Origin of the sequence: Streptomyces sp. NBC_01314, from assembly GCF_041435215.1 — a bacterium.
In the GTDB taxonomy this organism is placed as follows: Bacteria; Actinomycetota; Actinomycetes; order Streptomycetales; family Streptomycetaceae; genus Streptomyces.
Map to the genome: position 1 here is coordinate 3,254,762 of NZ_CP108394.1, position 19,133 is coordinate 3,273,894.

At 69.3% G+C, this 19,133-nt stretch carries 14 protein-coding genes; 3 read left to right on the forward strand and 11 right to left on the reverse strand.

Going from position 1 to position 19,133, the window contains the following annotated elements; translation table 11 throughout:
- Positions 1–23 precede the first annotated feature (23 nt).
- Complete coding sequence (locus tag OG622_RS14370; protein ID WP_371576378.1) at positions 24–725, reverse strand: ribonuclease HII; 702 nt, start codon at positions 723–725, stop codon at positions 24–26.
- Between the two features lie 82 nt (positions 726–807).
- Entirely contained in the window at positions 808–1,431 is a 624-nt protein-coding gene (locus OG622_RS14375) for a TetR/AcrR family transcriptional regulator (RefSeq protein WP_371576380.1), read from the reverse strand.
- Between the two features lie 171 nt (positions 1,432–1,602).
- On the opposite strand from OG622_RS14375, the gene OG622_RS14380 reads away from it, so the two are divergent.
- The gene (locus tag OG622_RS14380) at positions 1,603–3,153 is read left to right on the forward strand and encodes an MFS transporter (protein ID WP_371576381.1); all 1,551 of its coding nucleotides are present in this window, start codon (positions 1,603–1,605) and stop codon (positions 3,151–3,153) included.
- Positions 3,154–3,257: 104 nt separating this feature from the next.
- On the opposite strand, the gene OG622_RS14385 is transcribed toward OG622_RS14380, so the two are convergent.
- From OG622_RS14385 to OG622_RS14400, 4 genes are all read right to left on the reverse strand, one after another.
- Positions 3,258–4,907: a DUF4153 domain-containing protein gene (locus OG622_RS14385; RefSeq protein ID WP_371576383.1), complete on the reverse strand. Its 1,650-nt coding sequence runs from the start codon at positions 4,905–4,907 to the stop codon at positions 3,258–3,260.
- Between the two features lie 236 nt (positions 4,908–5,143).
- Positions 5,144–6,046 (reverse strand): ADP-ribosylglycohydrolase family protein, encoded by a 903-nt coding sequence (locus tag OG622_RS14390; protein ID WP_371576385.1) that lies wholly within the window; start codon positions 6,044–6,046, stop codon positions 5,144–5,146.
- A 12-nt stretch (positions 6,047–6,058) separates the two neighbouring features.
- Positions 6,059–6,718 (reverse strand): histidine phosphatase family protein, encoded by a 660-nt coding sequence (locus tag OG622_RS14395; protein ID WP_371576387.1) that lies wholly within the window; start codon positions 6,716–6,718, stop codon positions 6,059–6,061.
- A gap of 124 nt (positions 6,719–6,842) precedes the next feature.
- On the reverse strand, positions 6,843–7,448 hold the full coding sequence (locus tag OG622_RS14400; RefSeq protein ID WP_371576389.1) for a YdbC family protein: 606 nt from the start codon (positions 7,446–7,448) through the stop codon (positions 6,843–6,845).
- A 152-nt stretch (positions 7,449–7,600) separates the two neighbouring features.
- On the opposite strand from OG622_RS14400, the gene OG622_RS14405 reads away from it, so the two are divergent.
- Positions 7,601–8,137 carry a TerD family protein gene (locus tag OG622_RS14405; protein WP_371576391.1) on the forward strand — a complete coding sequence of 179 codons (537 nt, stop codon included), beginning with the start codon at positions 7,601–7,603 and terminating at the stop codon, positions 8,135–8,137.
- 88 nt (positions 8,138–8,225) lie between these two features.
- On the opposite strand, the gene OG622_RS14410 is transcribed toward OG622_RS14405, so the two are convergent.
- Both OG622_RS14410 and nrdR read right to left on the reverse strand, forming a co-directional pair.
- Positions 8,226–11,120 (reverse strand): vitamin B12-dependent ribonucleotide reductase, encoded by a 2,895-nt coding sequence (locus OG622_RS14410; RefSeq protein WP_371576392.1) that lies wholly within the window; start codon positions 11,118–11,120, stop codon positions 8,226–8,228.
- Positions 11,121–11,277: 157 nt separating this feature from the next.
- Complete coding sequence (gene nrdR / locus OG622_RS14415) at positions 11,278–11,841, reverse strand: transcriptional regulator NrdR (protein ID WP_371576394.1); 564 nt, start codon at positions 11,839–11,841, stop codon at positions 11,278–11,280.
- 537 nt (positions 11,842–12,378) lie between these two features.
- On the opposite strand from nrdR, the gene lexA reads away from it, so the two are divergent.
- On the forward strand, positions 12,379–13,155 hold the full coding sequence (gene lexA / locus OG622_RS14420) for a transcriptional repressor LexA (protein WP_020114122.1): 777 nt from the start codon (positions 12,379–12,381) through the stop codon (positions 13,153–13,155).
- Positions 13,156–13,348: 193 nt separating this feature from the next.
- Here the strand turns inward: lexA and OG622_RS14425 are convergent, their stop codons facing one another.
- The 3 genes from OG622_RS14425 to OG622_RS14435 all read right to left on the reverse strand — a co-directional run bounded on the left by OG622_RS14425 (position 13,349) and on the right by OG622_RS14435 (position 18,424).
- Positions 13,349–15,358, reverse strand: a complete 2,010-nt coding sequence (locus OG622_RS14425; RefSeq protein WP_371576396.1) for an ATP-dependent DNA helicase — start codon at positions 15,356–15,358, stop codon at positions 13,349–13,351.
- Between the two features lie 216 nt (positions 15,359–15,574).
- Positions 15,575–16,315 carry a GNAT family N-acetyltransferase gene (locus OG622_RS14430; RefSeq protein WP_371576398.1) on the reverse strand — a complete coding sequence of 247 codons (741 nt, stop codon included), beginning with the start codon at positions 16,313–16,315 and terminating at the stop codon, positions 15,575–15,577.
- A 99-nt stretch (positions 16,316–16,414) separates the two neighbouring features.
- Positions 16,415–18,424, reverse strand: coding sequence for an IucA/IucC family siderophore biosynthesis protein (locus OG622_RS14435; RefSeq protein WP_371576399.1), 2,010 nt, complete (start codon positions 18,422–18,424; stop codon positions 16,415–16,417).
- Between the last annotated feature and the right edge of the window lie 709 nt (positions 18,425–19,133).

Sequence of the window (19,133 nt, forward strand, 5' to 3'; positions counted from 1 at the left end):
GCACATGAGTGCGAACTGATCCGTCAGAAATCGAAGCCGAGCTGGCCCTCGATCTCCGGAACGTTTCCGTTCGCCCAGTTGCGGGCCTTCTTGAGGTGCCGCCACTGAGGCAGCGCATCAAGATACGCCCACGACAACCGGTGGTACGGGGTGGGGCCCCGCTCCGCCAGTGCGGCCTTGTGGACAGGCGACGGATACCCGGCGTTGGCCGCGAAACCGAAGTCTGCATGGTCGACACCCAGTTCGGCCATCATTTTGTCGCGCTGAACCTTGGCGATCACCGAGGCGGCCGCCACGGCGACGCAGGACTGATCGCCCTTGATCACCGTACGGACCCGCCAGGGTGACCCCAGGTAGTCGTGCTTGCCATCAAGGATGACCGCGTCGGGCCGCACCGGAAGGGCCTCCAGGGCCCGTCCCGCGGCCAGCCGCAACGCGGCCGTCATGCCCAGGTCGTCGATCTCCTCCGGAGAGGCGTGACCGAGGGCGTGCGACGTCACCCACTTCAGCAGTTCCTCGGAGAGCGACTCGCGTCGCTTGATCGTCAGGAGCTTGGAGTCGGTGAGGCCCTCGGGCGGTCGGCGCAGTCCGGTGACCGCCGCACAGACGGTGACAGGGCCGGCCCACGCTCCGCGCCCCACCTCGTCGACGCCGGCGATGATCTTCGCTCCGGTCGTGGCACGCAGAGAGCGCTCGACAGTGTGAGTAGGTGGTTCGTACGGCATGGCGCCCTTAGCCTACGCCGCCCGCACCCCCACACGACACCCAGGCTTCCCGGGGCAACCTCAGCCTTCTCGCCGACCCGGTTCAGGCCCCTCTCCGGCACAGCAGCGGCACCATCAACTGGTCGATCATCTCCTTGATGTCATGCTCGTTCCATTCGCTCCCGCACATCTTCGAGCGGTACATCATCATGGCCGGAATCGCGTCGAAGACGTAGCTGTTAGCCGCGTCGGACCGCACCTCGCCGCGCCTGATTCCCCGCTCGACAACGTCTCGCAGAAGCCTGACCGTCGGCTCCACGACGCCCCCGATGATCACACCATGGAAGCGCTCGGCCTGGACGGTGTCGCATTCGTGAATCACCGAGCGGAGCGCGAACCCGGGCCGCGAGAACATCGCCTCGCGCGTCTGCCGACACAGCTCCAGCAGATCCTCGCGCACGCTCCCGAGGTCCGGCGCCTCCTCGAAGCGCGGCAGTCCGGCCTGGAGCGCGTCGGCCACGAGGTCCTCCTTGGAGGGCCAACGGCGGTAGACCGCGGCCTTGCCCGTCTGGGCGCCCGCGGCGACCCCCTCCATGGTGAGGCCGCTCCAGCCGACCGTGCTGAGCTGTTCGAGCGCGGCATCGAGGATCGCGCGCTCGAGCACGGCGCCGCGCCGACGCGGGGAGGCCGTCTGAGCGGGGGCGGCCGTCCAGCGCGAAGTGACCATCTGTGTTTCTCCGTTGAGCCGAGGGGTGGGGATGCGAGAAGCGGAATCGGACGGGCGACGCACACCACGGCGGCGACTTCAATGAACGCTTGCGTTCACTAAGGGGGACTCACTACCGTGGGCGCGTCAGTGAACGCAAGCGTTCACTAAGGCAGTTGTGGGGGACCCATAGTGACAACCTCTCCGTTGATTCAGAATCAGAAGCCGGGAGCCGCCCGCCGGGAGGGGCGCCCCGGCATCGCGCTCACCGTCATCGCGGCCTGCCAACTCATGGTCGTACTCGACGCGACGATTGTGAACATCGCGCTCCCGCACATTCAAGACGCGCTCAAATTCAGCACCACCGACCTGACATGGGTGGTCAGCGCCTACACGCTGACTTTCGGCGGTCTGCTGCTCCTGGGCGGCCGGGCCGGCGACATCCTCGGCCGCCGCCGTGTGTTCATGACCGGGATTCTCGTCTTCACACTCGCCTCACTGCTCGGCGGATTCGCCCAGGAGCCCTGGCAGCTGCTGGCGGCACGCGCCCTCCAGGGCGTCGGTGGGGCGATCGCGTCGCCGACCTCGCTGGCGCTCATCACCACGACGTTCCCCGAAGGTCCCGAGCGGAACCGGGCGTTCGGTGTCTTCGCCGCGGTCTCCGCGGGTGGCGGCGCCATCGGACTGCTCGCGGGCGGCATGCTCACCGAGTGGCTCGACTGGCGGTGGGTACTGTTCGTCAACGTGCCCATCGGTGTGCTGATAGCCGTCCTCACCCCGATGTACATCAGCGAGTCCGAGCGGCACCCGGGACGGTTCGACATCGCGGGCGCGCTCACCTCGACAGCCGGTATGGCCTCACTGGTCTACGGGTTCATCCGCGCGGCGGAGGACGGCTGGCGCGACAGCCTGGCCATCGGTTCCTTCACTGCAGCCGTGGTCCTGCTGCTGGTGTTCGGCTTCATCGAGAGGCGGGCCAAGGAGCCCATCACCCCGCTGAGGATGTTCACCGACCGCAATCGTTCGGGCACGTACGTGATCATGCTGAGCCTGGCCGCGGCGATGTTCGGGATGTTCTTCTTCATCGTGCTGTTCGTACAGAACGTGCTGCAGTACACGCCGATCGAGGCCGGCCTGGCCTTCCTTCCGGTGACCGTCGCGATCGTCACGGGTGCCGGGCTGTCCCAGCGGTTCCTGCCGGTGCTCGGGCCCAAGCCGTTCATGGTGGTCGGCTCGACGATGGTCGTTCTCGGCCTGGGCTGGCAGACCTTCATCAGCCCCGACAGCTCGTACGCCGGCGGGGTGCTCGGCCCGATGGTGATGTTCGGTTTCGGCATGGGCCTGAACTTCGTGACCCTCACCCTGACCGCGGTCTCCGGGGTCGCCCCGCACGAGGCGGGTGCGGCCTCCGGTCTGCTCAACGTCACTCAGCAGGTGGGCGGCTCGCTCGGCCTGTCCATCCTCACCACGGTCTTCGGTACGGCCAGCCGTACCGAGGCGGACAAGCAGGTGCAGCTCTTCATGACGCAGGCCACGGACGAGCAGAAGGCCGAGTTCGCCAGGACCCACCAGCTGCCGGCCCCCTGGGGCCACGAAGTGCTCGCCCAGGGCATCTCGACGGCGTTCGTCCCGGCCGTCGCGATGGCCGTACTGGCCCTGATCACCGCCATCTTCGTGATCAGGGTCCGCAAGAGCGACCTGGAGGCCCTCTCCGGCACGGCCGGCCCCGCCGCCGGAGGCTGACAGGACCGCCGTGGAAACGACCGCGGACGGCCGGACCACGCCCAGGGAAGCGATGACGAGGGCATGGTCCGGCCGTGTGTCGTATGCGGCGGCGCGATGACTGCTCAGCGGTAGAACTCCGGCCCCAGCTCACCGCACGCCGGACCGCTCGCCCCCGCCACCGGCGGACGCCCGTCCAGGATGCGCCTGGCCTCGGCCTCGCCCCAGCTCGTGGCGTACCAGGGGATGTGTCGCCGCTCGTCCAGTTCCTCCGTGATGTCCCACAGCGCGCACGAGCGCATGGGCTCCTCGAGTCGGTCCAGGGCAGGCACCGCATCGGCGGACAGCCCCTTGGCATAAGGGAGGTCGAAGCGTCCCGTGGTCTCGTACCGCTCGACATTGCGCTCGGCGATCAGCGCGTCCGGCGACGCGAGCCCGAACGCCAGTACCACGGCGACCGCACTGGCCGCGACGGCGCGCGGCAGCCAGCGGGCGCCCCACACCCCGGCGGCCATGATGAGCACGATGACCAGGCCGAGCCACAGCTCCATGGTCAGCACCGAGATCCTCAGCCGCGTCAGCCCATAGGCCTCCACGTACATGTCCATACGGCGCACAGCGGATGCCACGACAACGAGCGCCAGCGCACACAGGGTTCCCAGCACACCGCGCACGAGCGTCCGGTCACTCGACCGAGTGCGCGGGGCCCAACGGAGGGCGACCACGATGACCAGCAGGGTGAGCAGCGTGGCCATGAGCAGCTGCCAGAACCCCTGGCGGGCATACTCGGCGTACGTCTGGCCGGTCTCCTTCAGGACGGCGTCGTAGCCGCCGAAGAGCACGGCGAGCTGGACGGCGTTGAAGACAGCGAAGAGCGCGACGAGCCCGACCAGGGGCAGCGCCCACTCGACGCGGCCGCGGGCGCGCCCCGCGGGCACCTGCACGCGGTCCCAGCGGGCGGGCGCGGCCGCCGTACGGGCCGCCGCGAGGGTCCCGAACAGGCCCAGCGCGAGAAGCAGGATCCGCCAGGGGCCGTCGGACACGGAGACGTCGGGCACCAGAGCGCCGAGCAGATCCGCGAAGGCCGCGTCGGCCCCGGCGAACAGTGCGCCGAAGACGAAGAGCAGGACCGCGGCCACGACCAGCGCCCGCAGCAGGGGCACCAGACGGTCCCGGTCACCGCCCACCCGCTCGCGCAGCCCCTGCCATCCCCAGGCCGGGCCTGTGACCAGTGAGGTGAACACACCGATCGGGCCGAGCAGGACGGCGGGCCAGGTGCGGCCGCCGTGCAGGGCGAGCGAGCCTGCCCCGAGGGCGGTGACGACGGCGAGGAACGAAGGCCATTCGGCGGCGCGCAGCGCGGGCACGGTCAGCAGGGCGACCCCGCCGACGCCCCAGGCGAGCGCCCACGGTCGCGGGCGGCGGCCCGCTCGCCGTCCGGCGAAGTACACGGCCAGCGTGGCGGGCACGGCGACGACTAGCAGGTTGACCGCCAGTCCCTCGCCGAGCAGCACCAAGCTGAGGACGCCGGTGGCCAGGGCGGCCCACAGGGTCGCGGTGCGGATCGGCGCGGGTTCGTCAGGGCCGAAGTCGATCCGTCCGGGCACCGCGGGCGGCGGTCCGCCCGGTATCGGTTCGGGCCCGCCCGCCTTGCGCTCCGGTGCGGCGTCCTTGGGCACTTTCGGCCCTGAGCGGCCCTCTTCGGTCGCGGCGCGTGCCCTGGGTGCCGGACCTTCGGGCTCCGGCGTGGCTGGTGCCGACGGTGTCTCGGACATGGGACCCCCTCCCCCGACCGGCCCTCAAAGCCCTGCGTGCGCAGCGCCCAGCTGCGGCGGGAGGCTCGTGGCCGGTACCTCGTCGCCGCGTCTCGTCATGATCAACAGGCGGCGTCGCGGAAAGGGTATGCCGCAGGAGAGCACCCGTGGCCGACCGAGGAGGGCACTGTGGCACTCCTGTGACAGTCGAGGCGATTGGGGCCGATGTGCCTGGGAAAGGCATCCCGTCCGGTCGGCTATCCCACCTGCAGCCAGCCCGGGAACGCCTCGGTCTGCGCCACCCATGCCTCGGGAGGCGTCCCGGCCTTCGCTGAGGCGACCACTCCGCCGACGATGGCACAGGTCGTGTCGACGTCACCGCCCACCTGGGCCGTCGTCCAGAATCCCTGCTCGTAGTCACCGAGGGCGCGCGCCGCCGACCAGAGCGCGAACGGCACCGTGTCGTGCGCCGTCGTGCGCCGCCCGCAGCCCAGTACGGCGGCCACGGTGTCCGCGTCGGCGTAGTCGAGCATGTCCCGGGCGCGCCGCAGTCCCGCAGCTACGGCGCTCTTCGGGACGAGCGCGATGACACCGTCGAGCAGTGCTCCCGCGCTCGGCGGTCCGGCCGGGTCGGCCGCGAGCGCGGCGGCAGCGGCGACGGCCATGGCGCCGACGACGGCCTCGCGGTGCTGGTGCGTGGGGTAGGCCGAGATCTCCGCCTGGTGGGTGGCCTGCTCGGGGTCGTCCGCGTACCAGGCACCCAGGGGCGCGATCCGCATGGCGGCCCCGTTGCCCCAGGATCCCTGGCCGTTGAAGAGCGCGGAGGCCAGCTCACGCCAGTCGCCGCCCTCCCGGACGAGGCGCAGCAGACGGTTGACCGCGGGTCCGTAGCCCCGGTCGAAGTCGTGGTGCACGGCGAAGGAGCGGGCCAGCTCGTCCTGGTCGATCCGGTGGTGAGCCGCCAGGACGGCCACGACGGAACAGGCCATCTCGGTGTCGTCGGTCCACTGCCAGAGGCCGGGCGGGGTCTCACGGCGCTTGAGCAGGGGGTAGTTCACGGGCACGAAGTACTGCGAGCCCAGCGCGTCCCCCACCGCGAGTCCGCGCAGACTGGACAGGGCACGCTCCAGGCGGCCGTCAAAAGAGTAGTCAGCGGTCATGGCCCTGCCACTCTATCCGGTGGCCCCGTACGACTCCGGATCCCGCCAGCGGTCGAAGGGCCGGTCGAGCGCGTACTTGCCGTCCTCCCCCAGAACGAGCAGCCGCATCTCCGCGTTCCCGGGATTGGACAGCGACTCGAACTCCGCCACCGTCCAGTGGAACCAGCGCATGCAGAACAGCCGCATGGCGAGCCCATGGGTGACCAGCAGCACGTTCGGCGGATGGTCGGGGTCCTCGAAGCTGCGGAACAGGCTCTCCAGGAAGCCGCCGACCCGGTCGTACACATCGGCGCCGGACTCCCCTTGCGCGAAGCGGTAGAAGAAGTGCCCGTACGCGTCCCGGTACGCCTTCTGGAGTCGTACGTCACCGGGGTCCTGCCAGTTGCCCCAGTCCTGCTCGCGCAGGCGGGGCTCCTCGCGCACGCGCACCTGTTCGGGGTCCAGATGAAACGCCTGGAACGTCTCGTGCGTACGGCGGTACGGGGAGACGTAGACGCTGACGCGCTCGCGGCCGAGGACGTCGCGGATGCGTTTGCCGCTCTCCTCCGCCTGCCGCCAACCGAGATCGGTGAGCGCGAGGGCGTGGTCGGGCTCGCGCTCGTACACGGTGTCATCAACATTGCCCGTTGACTCGCCGTGCCGGACAAGGATGATGCGCCGCGGTCGTGCCATGCCAAGACCCTAAAGGGGACGACGCCGGATCGAGCACTCGTCCGGGTGCCATACGGCGTAGGTCACACAACTCCCGCACATCGATCATGAAGGTTGGAAATTCCAACTCGCGCGAGTTCGGATCTCAAACCGTCCAGCTCGGCTCCAGTTCCACGATGTCTCCCGCCAGGGCGGCGACATCGGCCTCGAGCTGGGCCCGCAGGGCGAGGCGTTCGATGCGCTCGGCTCGGTACTTGCCGTGCTCGGCGGCCGACCGCCACATGGAGAGAATCATGAACTCGCAACCCGGTGCCTCGCCGAACAGGCCCCGCACCATGCCCGGAGAGCCGGCCATCGCGGGGTTCCAGACCTTCTCCTGCATCAGAGCGAAGTGTTCGGCGCGCTCCTCGTGGACGCGGCAGTGCGCCACCCGCACCAGATCGGCCTCGGTGAAGCGCGGCTCGAAACCGGTCTTCACATCGAAGCGGTGGTCGAAGAGCTTGACCTGGATGTCCTTGAAGGTGCCCGACTGCGAGGCGGCGAGCCGGTCGTGGGAGCGCGCCATGAAGGAGTCGTAGAAGGCACGGCTCTCCCAGAAGGAGAAGATGTGCGTCACTCCGGGCCGCGCCCGGCTCCAACCCCCACCCTGTCCACGGAAACCCGGCTCCCCCAGAAGCCCCGCCCACTTTCGCTGCCCCCGCTCGAAACCGCGGCGGTCCACCACGGTGCAGCGAATCCACTTGACCAGCACCGCGCCATGGTAAGGCCACAGAACGTGGCGGCGGTCACTCTCCGGCCGGTCGCGCCCGGGCGAGCGCCCCCGCGCGCGTGCAAGGATGGACAACTGGCCTGGACCGCCAGGCAGTTCGGCTCGCAAGCTTCAGAGGAACGGGGAGGAGAGTTTTGTTGAACGGCCTCAACAAGGGCATCCGCAAGGTCGAGGTGTCGGTGAAGTGGGACCCGAGCCCCACCGGACAGCCGCCGACGGATCTCGACATCATCGCGGCGACCTACACGGCGGCCGATCCGAGCGGCAGTCCCGCCTACGTCGTGCATTTCGACAGCCGCTCGCCCGACGGCACCATCACCCTCAACCGCGACAGCAAGACCGGCCAGGGCCTGGGCTGGGACGAGATCATGACCGTGGAGCTGAACCGCCTCGACAGCCGCTACGGGCGGGTCGTTCTCGGTGTCGCCATACAGCAGGGATCCGGCGCGAGGACCTTCGCCAACGTCCACAAGCCCGGCCTGCGCATCCGTGAGGCCTACACAGTCCTGGCGGAGGACGACTTCGGCAGCGTCCTCGGTTCCACCGCCGCGACCGTCGCCGAGTTCGTCCGTGACGCCACCGGCGAGTGGACCTTCCACCCCGGCATCACCGGCTACGACGAGGACCCGGCGACGTTCGCCCGCGTCATGGGCAGCCCGCCCCGACCCTGACGAGCCGCCCGTCGACACGCCGAGGGCGGTGGAGCCGACTTCGACTCCACCGCCCTGAGCTGCCGGTTCGCGCCCGGGGGCGCTCAGATCAGCTGCAACCGCTCGTCGAGCCGCAGCCCTCGCAGATGTAGCAGGAGCCGGCCCGCTGCATCTTCGTGCCGCAGGAGAAGCACAGCGGCGCATCGGCCTGGATACCCAGCTGCATCTCCACCAGTTCGGCGCTGGTGTGGGCCTGCTTCGGCGCGGGCTTGGCCCTCTCGTCCTCGGCCTTCGGAGCGGAAACGGCCTTCAAGGACTGACGCGGCGCCGACTGGGAAAGGCCCTCGACGTCCACCTCGTCGTCGAGGATCGGCTCGTACGAACCGGTCTCCAGGTGCCGCTGCCGCTCACCGGCGGAGTGGATGCCGAGCGCGGAGCGGGTCTCGAAGGGCAGGAAGTCCAGCGCCAGGCGGCGGAAGATGTAGTCGACGATCGACGCCGCCATCCGCACGTCCGGGTCGTCCGTCATACCCGCCGGCTCGAAGCGCATGTTCGTGAACTTCGAGACGTACGTCTCCAGCGGCACGCCGTACTGCAGACCCACCGAGACGGCGATCGAGAAGGCGTCCATCATGCCCGCGAGGGTCGAGCCCTGCTTGGACATCTTCAGGAAGACCTCGCCCAGGCCGTCGTCCGGGTAGGAGTTGGCGATCATGTAACCCTCGGCGCCGCCGACGGTGAAGGACGTGGTGATGCCGGGACGGCCCTTCGGGAGACGCTTGCGGACCGGGCGGTACTCGACGATCTTCTCGACCGTGGCCCGGATCGTCTCCTCTGCCTTCTCCGTGATCTCCGCCTTCTCCGAGTTCTTGGTCTTGGCGGAGAGCGGCTGGCCGACCTTGCAGTTGTCGCGGTAGATCGCGAGCGCCTTGACGCCGAGCTTCCAGGCCTCGAAGTAGATCTCCTCGATCTCTTCGACGGTCGCCGTCTCCGGCATGTTGACCGTCTTGGAGATGGCGCCGGAGATCCACGGCTGGATCGCGGCCATCATGCGGACGTGGCCCATCGGGGAGATGGCTCGCTCGCCCATGGCGCAGTCGAAGACCTCGTAGTGCTCCTGCTTGAGGCTCGGGGCATCGATCACGTTGCCGTTGTCGGCGATGTGGGCGACGATCGCCTCGATCTGCTCCTCCAGGTAACCCATGCGGCGCAGGGCCTGCGGAACCGTGCCGTTGACGATCTGCATCGAGCCGCCGCCGACCAGCTTCTTGAACTTGACCAGCGCAAGGTCCGGCTCGACACCGGTGGTGTCGCAGGACATGGCCAGACCGATCGTGCCGGTCGGCGCGAGCACGGACGCCTGCGAGTTGCGGAAGCCGTTCTTCTCGCCGAGGCGCAGCACGTCCTGCCAGGCCTCGGTAGCGGCGGCCCATACCGGGGTGTCCAGGTCGTCCATCTGCACGGCCGTGCCGTTGGCATCGGAGTGCTGCTTCATGACGCGGTTGTGGGCGTCGGCGTTGCGGGCATAGCCGTCGTAGGGGCCGACGACCGCGGCCAGTTCCGCGGAGCGCCTGTACGCCGTGCCGGTCATCAGGGAGGTGATGGCACCGGCGAGGGCGCGGCCGCCGTCGGAGTCGTACGCGTGACCGGTCGCCATCAGCAGGGCGCCGAGGTTGGCGTAGCCGATGCCGAGCTGACGGAAGGCGCGGGTGTTCTCGCCGATCTTCTGGGTGGGGAAGTCGGCGAAGCAGATGGAGATGTCCATCGCGGTGATGACGAGCTCGACGACCTTGGCGAAGCGCTCGACCTCGAAGGACTGGGTGCCCTTGCCGTCGTCCTTGAGGAACTTCATCAGGTTCAGCGAGGCCAGGTTGCAGGACGTGTTGTCCAGGTGCATGTACTCGCTGCACGGGTTGGACGCCGTGATGCGGCCGGACTCGGGGCAGGTGTGCCAGTTGTTGATCACACCGTCGTACTGGATGCCCGGGTCGGCGCAGGCCCACGCGGCCTCGGCGAGCTTGCGGAACAACGCCTTGGCGTCGACCTTCTCGATGATCTCGCCGGTCATTCGCGCGCGGAGGCCGAACTCGGTGCCGTTCTCGACTGCCGTCATGAACTCGTCGTTCACGCGGACCGAGTTGTTGGCGTTCTGGTACTGGACGGACGTGATGTCGTCGCCGCCCAGGTCCATGTCGAAGCCCGCGTCGCGCAGGGCGCGGATCTTCTCCTCTTCCTTCACCTTGGTGGCGATGAAGTCCTCGACGTCCGGGTGGTCCACGTCGAGGACGACCATCTTGGCCGCGCGACGGGTGGCGCCGCCCGACTTGATCGTTCCCGCGGAGGCGTCGGCGCCCCGCATGAAGGAGACCGGGCCGGAGGCGTTGCCGCCGGAGGAGAGCAGTTCCTTGGAGGAGCGGATGCGGGAGAGGTTCAGGCCGGCGCCGGAGCCGCCCTTGAAGATCATGCCCTCTTCCTTGTACCAGTCGAGGATCGACTCCATGGAGTCGTCGACGGCCAGGATGAAGCAGGCGGACACCTGTTGGGGCTGCGGGGTGCCCACGTTGAACCAGACGGGGCTGTTGAAGCTGAAGACCTGGTGCAGGAGGGCGTACGCCAGTTCGTGCTCGAAGATCTCGGCGTCGGCGGGCGAAGCGAAGTACCTGTTGTCCTCGCCGGCCTTCGTGTACGTCTTCACGATGCGGTCGATCAGCTGCCTGAGGCCGGTCTCGCGCTGCGGGGTGCCCACGGCGCCCCGGAAGTACTTGCTGGTGACGATGTTGACCGCGTTCACCGACCAGAAGTCGGGGAACTCGACGCCACGCTGCTCGAAGTTGATCGAGCCGTCGCGCCAGTTGGTCATGACGACGTCACGGCGTTCCCAGACCACCTCGTCGTACGGGTGCACGCCGGGGGTGGTGTGGATGCGCTCGATACGCAGGCCCCTGCTCGCCTTGGCGCCCTTGGCGCGGGAACTCCGTGCCGGACCGCTCGCCGTCTCTGTCATGCCGCCTCCCTGTACGGGCGAAAACGCCCTGAAGTGCCACGTTGTTCCCGTGACACGGTGTTCTGTCTTGTGCCGCGACCCGGCTGACACAGCCGTTCGCGACAGGTCTGGATCGCCGCCGCCGTCCGGACCCCTGGTCCGGCGATGCGGCCCGCCGTCAGTCGGCGGCGTTGGCGGGCACGGGGACTTGGGCAGCCCCTCCGGACCCGCGGTCCCTCTTCGGGCGTCCCTCGACCGCGTTCTCGACGTCTTCGTCGTTCGCGTCGGGACGCCTGTCCTGCTCTTCCCTGAGTTCCACGATGGCGGCCTCGAAGTCCTCCAGCGAGTCGAACGCCCGGTAGACCGAGGCGAACCGCAAGTAGGCGACGAGGTCGAGTTCCTGCAGCGGGCCGAGTATGGCCAGTCCCACGTCGTGGGTGGTCAGTTCGGCGCTTCCGGTGGCGCGCACCGCCTCCTCGACCCGTTGGCCGAGTTGGGCGAGCGCGTCCTCGGTGACAGGCCTCCCCTGGCACGCCTTGCGCACACCGTTGATGACCTTGGTACGGCTGAAGGGCTCAGTCACGCCGGACCTCTTGACGACCATCAGTGAGCACGTCTCCACCGTCGTGAAACGACGGGAGCAGTCGGGACACTGGCGGCGCCTGCGGATCGACGTGCCGTCGTCCGTCGTACGACTGTCGACGACACGGCTGTCGGGGTGCCTGCAGAAGGGACAGTGCATAACTCCAACCCTCCTCACAGCACGGTTCGATGGCCCCCACGAGCCACTCGGGCCCCGCGGAAGCAGCCCCAAGCATAGGGGATGACCAAGAGCCCTAGGACCCGGGGGACCACAACTTCTGGGCTGTTGCGGCAATCCAAGCACTAGATGTAGGGCTTGGCACATAAATCCACCCACGGCGCGCGTGTCGCCCGCGTATGGGCATGCGGCAGACGGGGACACTGTCGCGGAGCGCAGCCGTACCGTCGCGGAGCGGACGGGGATACGGTGGGGCACCGCGGAAAAGGGGCCGGTACTGGGCCGACGGAGTACCGGGTGGCAGACTGGGCCACGCGGTGACAGCGGCCCACAAGGCCCTCCACCTCGGCGGTGAAGAGTACGGCAATCAGTGCTTTTGTCCGCCGGACCGCAAGCCTTACACCCAGACTCATGGTCACGTCCGGTTATTCACGGTTTTTCACTCGAACGTGTGTTTGGCGCAACCTTTCGAAAGCAACTACCGTTGTGCTGCACGGGAGACCATCGAGAGGGGCCGACGTGACCACCACCGCTGACAGTGCCACCATCACTGCCCAGGACCGCTCCCAGAGCCGACTCGAGCCGGTGCATGCGATGAACGAAGCCACGAACCATGAAGGGCCCAAGCGAGCCTTGCCCGGCCGACCTCCAGGCATCAGGGCGGACAGCTCCGGGCTCACCGATCGGCAGCGCCGGGTCATCGAGGTGATCAGGGACTCGGTGCAGCGGCGGGGATACCCGCCGTCGATGCGGGAGATCGGCCAGGCGGTCGGCCTGTCCAGCACGTCTTCCGTGGCACACCAGCTGATGGCACTGGAGCGCAAGGGATTCTTGCGCCGAGACCCGCACCGCCCTCGGGCGTACGAGGTCCGCGGCTCCGACCAGTCCTCGGCACAACCGACGGACACGGCCGGCAAGCCGGCCGCCTCGTACGTGCCACTCGTCGGCAGGATCGCCGCCGGTGGCCCGATCCTCGCCGAGGAGTCCGTCGAGGACGTGTTCCCGCTCCCCCGCCAACTGGTGGGCGACGGCGAACTCTTCGTCCTCAAGGTCGTGGGTGACTCCATGATCGAGGCCGCCATCTGCGACGGCGACTGGGTGACGGTCCGCCGTCAGCCCGTAGCCGAGAACGGCGACATCGTGGCCGCCATGCTGGACGGCGAGGCCACGGTCAAGCGCTTCAAGCGCGAGGACGGCCACGTCTGGCTGCTCCCGCACAACGCCGCCTACGAGCCCATTCCGGGTGACGACGCGACCATCCTCGGCAAGGTGGTGGCCGTCCTGCGCCGCGTGTGACACCCAGCGGCGGACGGGCGCCCATGCCATGCCCGTCCCCGCCCCTGATCCGGGCCCCGGAATCCACTGCGCCGGTTCCGGGGCCCTGGGCTGTCAGGGCCCGCCGAAGAATCACGGTCCAGGCCCTGTGAGCCTGTGCGCAGAACGGCCGGTGGCCTGTCCCCTGAAACCACGGGGACAGGCCACCGGCCGTTCACGCATCCGCCTTCTCCGCCTCTTCTTCCTCCGCCTCTTCTTCCTTGCCCTTCGCCGCGCCGTCGATCGCGGCGAGCGACCTGCGGACCTGGTTACGGTCCGTCGTGTACCAGAAGTCGGGCAGTGACGCCTTCAGATAGCTGCCGTACCGCGCGGTCGCCAGCCGCTGATCCAGTACGGCGACCACTCCGCGGTCTCCCTGCGCCCGAACGAGCCGGCCTGCGCCCTGGGCCATCAGCAGGGCCGCGTGGGTGGCGGCGACGGCCATGAAGCCGTTGCCGCCCGCCTCCTCGACCGCCTTCTGGCGGGCGCTCATCAAAGGGTCGTCGGGGCGCGGGAACGGGATCTTGTCCATGACGACCAGCTGACAGCTGGGACCGGGCACGTCGACACCCTGCCAGAGCGACAGCGTGCCGAAGAGACAGGTCTTCGGGTCGGCCGCGAAGCCCTTGATGAGCTCGCCGAGCGTCTCCTCGCCCTGCAGCAGGATCGGATATTCGGGGATCCGGACGCGCAGCTCCTCCGCCGCCAGCTGGGCTGCTCTCATCGACGAGAACAGGCCGAGCGTCCGGCCGCCGGCCGCCTGGATCAGCTCCGTGAGCTCGTCCAGCATGTCCGTCCGGTCGCCGTCCCGTGCGGGCCGCGACAGATGCTTGGCGACGTAGAGGATGCCCTGCCTCGGGTAGTCGAACGGCGATCCGACGTCCACGCCCTTCCAGTGGGGAAGGTCGTCTCCCTGAGTGCCCTCCGGCGCCAGACCCAGTGACGCGCCCACGCCGTTGAAGTCGCCGCCCAGCTTGAGCGTGGCCGAGGTCAGGGTGACGGACCGGTCCGCGAAGAGCTTCTCCCGGAGGAGGCCGGACACGGACATCGGGGCGACGCGCAAGGACGCGCCGAAGCGGTCGTGGCGTTCGTACCAGATGACGTCCCATTCGGAACCGTTACTGATCCGCTCCGCCACGTCATGGACGCTCTCCACCGCCGCCAGCGCCTGCTTGCGAACGGCGTCCTCGTCCTGGACGGACTTGTCGCGTGTGCTGCCGAGGGCCGAGATCACCGTACGGGCGGCGTCGCGCAGCGCCATGATGACGTACGCCAGGTCCTCGGGAACCTCCTCCAGACGGCCCGGCAGGGCCAGCTCCATGACCCGCTCGAACCCCTCTGCGGCGGTTTGGAGCTGGTCGGCGGCCTTCTCGTTCACGAGCTTCGCCGCCCGCTTCACAGCGCGGTTGACCTGGCCGGGGGTGAGCTCGCCGGTCGCCACGCCGGTCACCCGTGAGACGAGCTCGTGCGCCTCGTCCACGATCAGCACCTCGTGCTGCGGAAGCACCGGCGCGCCCTCGATGGCGTCGATCGCGAGCAGCGCGTGATTGGTGACGACCACCTCGGCGAGCTTGGCCCGCTCCCGGGCCATCTCGGCGAAGCACTCGGCGCCGTACGCACACTTCGAAGCGCCCAGGCACTCCCTGGACGACACGGAGATCTGCGCCCAGGCACGGTCTGACACACCGGGGGTGAGGTCATCCCGGTCACCGGTCTCGGTCTCCTGCGACCAGTCCCGCAGCCGCAGCAGGTCCTGGCCCAGCTTGCTGGAGGGCGCGGCCGCCTCGAACTGGTCGAAGAGGCCCTCCTCCTCGTCCTGCGGCACGCCTTCGTTCAGGCGGTGCAGGCACAGGTAGTTCGACCGGCCCTTGAGCATCGCGAACTCGGGGCGGCGGCGCAGCAGCGGATGCAACGCGTCGACCGTTCTCGGCAGGTCCCGCTCCACGAGCTGGCGCTGGAGCGCCAGGGTCGCCGTCGCCACGACGACTCGCTCCCCCTGGGCGAGCGCGGGCACCAGGTAACCGAGCGACTTTCCGGTGCCGGTGCCCGCCTGAACCAGCAGATGGGAGCCGTCGTCGATCGCCTCCGCGACGGCTTCGGCCATGGTCACCTGGCCGGGGCGCTCCATGCCGCCGACAGCGGCGACGGCGGCGTGCAGGAGTTCGTGGAGTGAGGGCTTCGTCATAGCGCGACCACCCTACGGGTCACCACTGACAAACGGGTTATCAAGGCGGAGGCACGGGGTGTGAGAGGCGGGATCAAGGCCGGGTTCTCTTCGTGAGGGAAGGGCCGATTCTCGGGGGCCGGAAATCGAGTCGGTTCGATCGGGAACCGGATCGGCGCGGGCGGTGTACCAAAAATGACGGCGTCACAGCAGATCCACATCGGATCCACAACGGATCTACATCAGATCGCGCAGGAGCCTGTCTCTCACCATGAGGGCGGCCCGCTTGTCGGGCAGGTCGACCTCGGCGGAGAACCGGAAGCCTGCGCTCAGGAAGGCGGAGACGGAGGGAAAGTTTCGAAGGTCGGGTTCCGCGACGACGCGGACACAGGATGGTCTTCTGTCGAGGACGAGATCGGCGACGGCACGGAGCAGAGTGGCGCCGAGGCCCCGTCCCCGGTCGGCGACGGGGCCGATGAGGAGGTGGATTCCGGTGTCGTGCGGACGGGAGGGGTAGTGGCGAGCGATGGGGTCGAGGTCCGCCCGGTAGATCTCCCAGTAGCTCATCGGGGTGCCGTCCAGCAGCCCGAGGCAGGGCACGCTGCGGCCGTCTCCGCCGAGCTGGGTCCGGAGGTGGTTCGCGGTCACGTCCTCGGTTCCGGCGAGCTTCCAGTAGGAGGCCACGGCTGAGTCGTTCATCCAGCGGGAGATCAGCGGGAGTTCCCGTTCGAGGCGGACGGGAACAAGGTGCAGGGTGCCTGCCGTGGTGACGACCGGCCCCCAGTCGGCGAGGTCGTCGAGCAACTCGCCGTTGTCCGGGTGCGCCTTCTGTCCCGCCTCGGTCCTGCCGCCGCACGAGTCGCTGTCCTCGGACAGGAGCGCGAGGAAGTCGTCGGGCAGGCGCAGTTCGAGTGTGTCCTCATTGCTCGTCGGGGCCGAGGCGGTGCCGGTGTCGGTGCTCGCGTCGGTGGGAGCCACGGCGACGCTCCTCTCATGAGATCGGGCGGATCATGTTCCTCGGGGCTGAAGGGAGTCGGAGTACGGAGACAGGTGGACTGACAGCGGCGAACGGCCTGGTCAGCGATGGAGGGGATTGGCGATGGTGACGTAGACGGACTGGGTGTCGACCGGGCCGACGAGTTCGTCGAGGCCCTGGAGGCGGGTCAGGAGGTTGGCCTTGCAGCGCAGGAGGGGTGAGTCGAGCAGCCGGGTCGGCAGGGTCGTGTTCAGCGAGGCTGGGCCGGTGGCCACATTCGTGAGGAAGCGGCGGAAGGCGGCGAGCAGGAGTCGCTCGTCACCGAGGCGCTGAGAGCCGAACGCGCCGATGAGGCCGAGCACGTTGTTGATGCCGAGGTAATAGGCGAACCGTTCGTCGGTGACCTCGTCGGAGACGAATGTGTCGCTGCGCTCGCCGATGCCGGGCAGTCGGGCTTCGAGATCCGCGCGGCGGGATTCGCGGAAGTAGTAACCCTGGTTGTCGCGGTACCGGCCACCGATGGGCCAGCCGTGGGGGTCCAGCAGGACGAGCGTGTTCTGCTGGTGCGCTTCGAGGGCGATCCCGGCCTCGCTGTCCAGCCACAGCACGGGCCGCACGACCTGCTCCAGATAGCGCAGGAACCACTCGGCGGCGACGGTGCCTCGGGGACGGCCGGTGCGCCCGGCGAGGCGGGTGACGACGTCGGCGAGCCGCGACCGCAGGGTGAAACGCTCATCGGGAGGGATGCCGCAGCCCTGCTGGAGGGGGCTGCCGGGGCACTCCGGCTCCTGGCCGTCGGGGCGGTCCTGCCGCTGCCCGGGATGGTCCGCGACGTGGTCCGCTCGTCGCTCGACACGGCCGTACGGCCTCGGTGACACAAGTCCCGCGAGGCAGGACGCGTCGTCCGCCGGGCCGAACGGATTGTGCCGGACCAGCACGTCCAGGCCGGGCATGGGGTTGTCGTCCGGTGCGGTGACCGCCAGCCAGGCCGGGTCGCGGACGATGTCGAACCCGGGGTGGGTCGCCTGCCACTGCGCGGCCAGGCCGGTGCGCAGCAGGCGGTGGACCTCGACACCGCGGTGGAGTTCCTTCCGGAGGTTCTCACGACGGGAGTTGGTGATGCGCAGGCCCAGCGAGAGCTTCAGCATCGCGGGGGCGCCGGTGCGGTGAACGGTGCGCACGGAGGAGGTGGGGTGCCACGGGTCACCGTGCGGACCCAGGTCCTGGAGCAGGCCGGCGGCGAGCAGAGCGGCGACGGCCGGGCGGTAGCGGATCTCGCGGAGCTGCCAGGGATGCACAGGCAGGGCGGCGTATCCCTCCGGCAGAGACAGCCCCGGGCCGGCCAGCCGTGCGGTCAGCCGCTCGGCGGGGATGACACGACCGCGTTCGGTCCATGCCGAGTCGGTTGACAGGACGGAGGGTGCGATCGCGAGCCAGTGCAGAGGAAAGGAGCCACGCAACTCCGGGGAGTAGAGCCGTGCTTCGGCGTTGGAGAGCCCCTCCCGGCTCTTCGGGGTGGGGTGCAGGGGGTGACCGAGGACGAGAGCCTGCTCTGCGGCGAGGAATCGGTCCGGATGGTCGGCGGGCTCTGCTCGGCGTTCGGCAATGAACATGGTGACGCGTCGGGCGGAGTCGGCGACCCTGCGGACCAGGTCGAGCCGGTCGAGTCGGTCGATTTGCTCGGACGGGTCGAGCCGGTCGAGTGGACCTGGTTGGCGAGGCTGGTCGAGGGGGCCGGGTCGGCGGGGCGGGCCAGGGTGGTCGAGCGGGGCGAGGGAATCGGTGAGGTGATCCGCTCGGCCCGTGGCGAGGGACGCGGAGATGGCGGACGCGGGGGTGTGCGCTGCTGCGGATCGGGGCTCGGGGATGCCTGTCTCGTGACGGTCTCGCGCGGCAGCCTCCCTGGCCAGGAGGGTCGCCACTGTGACCGCGTCGACCGGGGGCGCAGTCTCGGGGGTGTCGGCGAGGTGTGACGGGCCGAAGCGGTGCCAGCCGGTGGGGGACCAGTAGCGCACCGGGGCGAGGAGTGTCGTACCGGTCGTGGGGAGGGGGATATGGAGGATGCCGTCGTGGGGGGAGGCGAGGTTGTGTTCGCGTACCCAGCAGCGCAAGAGATTCTCGACCGCTGCCGCTTGGGCCGCGGTGTGGGGGTCGGGGTGGTGCAGGGCGTCGGTGGCGGGGGTGGGTAGACGTTTGGTGGTCCGGGCTCCGCCGACCTGGCCGGGGATTGGCTCGTCGCGCTCATGCCGTGGCTCGGCCGGATCGTGAGCGAGCGCGGCTTGGCGAGGGACTGGCTTGGCAGAGTACGGAACCTGCGCGGGTTGACCGGAGCCCAGCTCAGCCTGGCAGGGCGTTGGCTTGTCCTGGCAGGGCAATGGCAAGGCCTGACAGGGCGCTGGCTCAGCCTGACCGAACTCCGGTTCGGGCTGAGCGGGCCCCCGCTCGGCCGGACCGGCCCCCCGTTCGGCCTGGCTGGGCGACTGCTCTGCCTGACTGGGCGACGGTTCGGCACTCGGCGGGCTCGGTGCCTGGAAGGTGTGGGCGTCCGCGTGGGGATCGTGGGTGCGGGCCTCGGGGGCGGGCGGCGGCTTCAAAGCGGTTCCTGGGGTTGCTCGTGCGGGAGGGCAGTCGCGGGTCTGGTCTGTGCGGTCGAGTCGAGCGGGGTCGGGGGCCTGTGTGGGAGGAGTGTGGAGCGATGGCGCAGTGAGGGCTGTGGCAGGGAGGTGGGGCGATGGCGTGGTGGGGGCTTGCCCGGAGGATGTGGGGGGGGACGGTGTCGGAATGACGCGGTATCTGGGGTGCGTGGCTGGGTCCCAGTGG